The following is a 3,144-nucleotide window of genomic DNA, read 5'->3' as shown; positions in this document are numbered from 1 at the left end:
ATTTCCTGTGACCAATAATTAGCTCCTCCACATGCCTCCATAGCTACCAATGAACTTTTATCGAGATTGCTTAAATAGGCTATTAACTCATCTCTTGTAACTTTTTGGTAACCTATTTTTTTGCCATTTTGATCGACTTGCACCAAGTGCATACTATTTTTTGCTAAATCTATTCCTATTATAGTATTTTTTATGCTATTATTTATCATGGTATGGACCTATTAATTAAATTATTATTTAATTTGGAGCAGCTGAAAACTATTTTTCAGCTGACTCCGTACAAGTAAAGCATATTTCGCTTCACTCGTCCATACCATCATTCCCATTTTGGTACGGAATCTAGACCCCACACCAAAGCATAAGCGTCAATTTAAGAAAACAATAATTGAAAAACCGTCGTTGCGAGCCACCATAGGTGGTGTGACAATCCATTTCTAATCACTTTTCTGGATTGCTTCGTCGACCTTACGACCTTCTCGCAATGACGGTTTTTCAATTTAGGAAGAATTGGGAAATTTGCTATTAATTCTCAAAATGACCATCTTTCATTTCTCTCCAAGCTTCAAGAATCTCTTTTAACACCTCTTTATTTGGTTCAATTTCATGATCGTCAAAATCACTTAATGATTTTATTAAGTCTTCAAGGTCTTTTAGTGTTAATTCAGATATATCTTCATCCGGATAATTTTCTTCTAAACTCATAGCAATTTCGTCAACATCATTCCAATGCATTATTTTCCCCTATATTATTTTTATAGCCAATTACTATTACCATTTAATCAACTCTACCAATAAATAATATATTAGTGCATGTTTATAATAGTATATTATTAAAGGGGGTGAGATTATTATACAACTAATATACTGTTTTGCTTTGAAGAATTGACCTTGCTTATTTTTTAGTTTAAACTGACAGCCATTGGATATTATAGTTAATTAGAGGTACATATGTCATTAGCAAAGGAAGGAGAAAATAATGTAGTGTTATTTAATATTGGCGGTAGCCATGAAAGCCAAGAAACTCAGCATAATACCAATATGTCTAAAATTAGCTCAGCAATATCAACTATTGAGCTTAAACCCTACATGCAAGATGGTAAACTAGATAAGAATCATATAGTAAATGAAATATTGGATAAATCTGAGGATTTAGAAAAAACACCCATACTTAATATACAATTTAATTCAAATATGGAAAAACCATTATTTGATGAAAATGATTTAACGAATTTAAAAAACTTAGGGGTTAAGGTTTGTTTGACCTTTAGTAATTATAATGCACAAGATCAAAATTTTCCAACTAGTTGGAAACCTCTTCTTTCTAATGTTGATCATGTGTTTTTTGCCAATGCTAATGACCAAGTTAGGGCTGTAGATAGAAAACATATAGCTAAAGAAAAAACTTCGCACATCCAATCTATGCCAGTTAGCAATTTAATAGAGTCAGAGATTCTAAACAGACCTCCTAATATATTATTGTCAGGGGGATTACCTAATAAAGAGAGATTAACTGAGGTAGTAAAAGCAGCAAAAGACTTAGGTAATACTAGGGTAATTGTAGCCAGCAATCCTTCATCTATTGATGATGTAGCTAATATTATTGCAAACAAATTTGATATCATTAACCAAGATCAACAATTAGGTATTAAGTTAGAAGTTGAAGAAATTTTAAAAGATAAAGTTGGTGGTGCTAGAAAACTAGAGAATTATATATCGCAATTATCTCAACAATTCCAAAAAGATATTGGTAGAACAGAAATAAATCCTATTGATATATATTTTGACCTATCTGAGCCACAAAAACTTCAGAATCTTGCCAAGCAAGCTAAATATACTGTACCGCTTCAACAGGGATACACCATTGAAAATTTTACTAATGGTTGCATCCCATTAGGTCAAGGTCAGGGAAGAAGTTCTGATATTACTGCTGAAGTTAAACAAAGGGAAGATGTTCCTGGCATTAACAGCTTAACTGTTCATGATATGCAAGAGAATCTAAATGAATATAAACCAGAGAATGTCCTTAAGAGAGTTATCAATGCTTTTAAACAAATGGCAAATGAAGGGAGAAAAGCAATACCGATACCAACAAAACAAAACAAGGTAGAATACTCTCAGGAAAATAATCTAACAAAAGAGAATTATTGGTATAATGATTTGGATATATCCAATTTACTAAAAGCCTCATTAAACGAAAATGTTTCTATCCAACCAGCTGTATCACTAGCTTCTGAGCAGTATAACAATGAAATGTTACGACATGTTATGCTTGAAGCTATCGTATCGGTAAATAGTGGAAAAGACTATGCTGTTATGCCAATTAATACGGGACATGAACACTGGGTTAGTTTAGCAATCACTAAGGATAGGGATAATAAGATAGTATTTACCTATAATGATCCTATGGGAACGCCTATAGATCAACGACAGGAGTTACTAGATATGATTAAAGAAGTTTGTCCTGATAATGCTGAAATCGTTGATTTAAAGACTAAACAACAACAAAACGATAAAGATTGTGGACCTTTCATTGTAGATAATTTAATTAAAATGGCAAAAGGCAAGAAGATTCTTACTACTGAACAATCTCAAGATATGGGAGCAAAATTACGTGAGGGGCAAGCAGAAACAATGAACATCGAAAAAATCAAGAAAAAAGCTCGTAGTATGAGAGAAATAATTGGTAGCACATCTACAACTCTTTCCACTACATCTTGCCGTCCTTCTACATCTCTTGCTATTAAAAGCAATAGCCGACCTAGAGGGAATAGTATTGCTTAGGGAATTAGATAACTATAGTCAACTGATGAGAAGTTGGTGACGTTGTCGCTCAATGCTCGCCTATTACTTATAGGCGTTGCTCCATCGCATAGGCGTCAGTTTAAGAAAACAATAATTGAGAACCGTCATTGCGAGCCACCGTAGGTGGCGTGGCAATCCATTTTTAATCACTTTTTTGGATTGCTTGAGAACGTTCGCTGAGCTGTGTCAGTATAGAATATCATAGTCTAAAATTCAACCTATCAGGGAAGAAAATATCTAGCTGGGAAACGGTTACCGCCCAATCTGGGATTGGCATATTCCACTTTGCTGTAATCTGTTTTATAGCACAAAAAACCAATTTGAACAAGGCATTTTCACTTG

Annotated in this window: 2 protein-coding genes and 2 pseudogenes; 1 reads left to right on the top strand and 3 read right to left on the bottom strand. The window is 33.5% G+C overall.

Annotation, left to right across the window (positions count from 1 at the left end):
* Together RiCNE_RS06665 and iscX are read right to left on the bottom strand one after the other, a co-directional pair.
* Window positions 1–209: pseudogene (locus RiCNE_RS06665) on the bottom strand (IS110 family transposase); the annotation flags it as partial.
* Window positions 210–522: 313 nt separating this feature from the next.
* The gene (gene iscX, locus RiCNE_RS06660) at window positions 523–732 is read right to left on the bottom strand and encodes a Fe-S cluster assembly protein IscX (protein ID WP_094649784.1); all 210 of its coding nucleotides are present in this window, start codon (window positions 730–732) and stop codon (window positions 523–525) included.
* A gap of 216 nt (window positions 733–948) precedes the next feature.
* On the opposite strand from iscX, the gene RiCNE_RS06655 reads away from it, so the two are divergent.
* A complete protein-coding gene (locus tag RiCNE_RS06655; protein WP_094649783.1) occupies window positions 949–2,781 on the top strand; it encodes a Ulp1 family isopeptidase in 1,833 nt (610 codons plus the stop codon).
* A 220-nt stretch (window positions 2,782–3,001) separates the two neighbouring features.
* On the opposite strand, the pseudogene RiCNE_RS08620 reads toward RiCNE_RS06655, so the two are convergent.
* Window positions 3,002–3,144 (bottom strand): annotated as a pseudogene (locus tag RiCNE_RS08620) (IS256 family transposase); the annotation flags it as partial.

This window comes from Rickettsia endosymbiont of Culicoides newsteadi (assembly GCF_002259525.1).
GTDB lineage: Bacteria > Pseudomonadota > Alphaproteobacteria > Rickettsiales > Rickettsiaceae > Tisiphia.
Note: the sequence above shows the minus strand (reverse complement) of the source record. Positions and strands in the feature narration are given on the sequence as shown.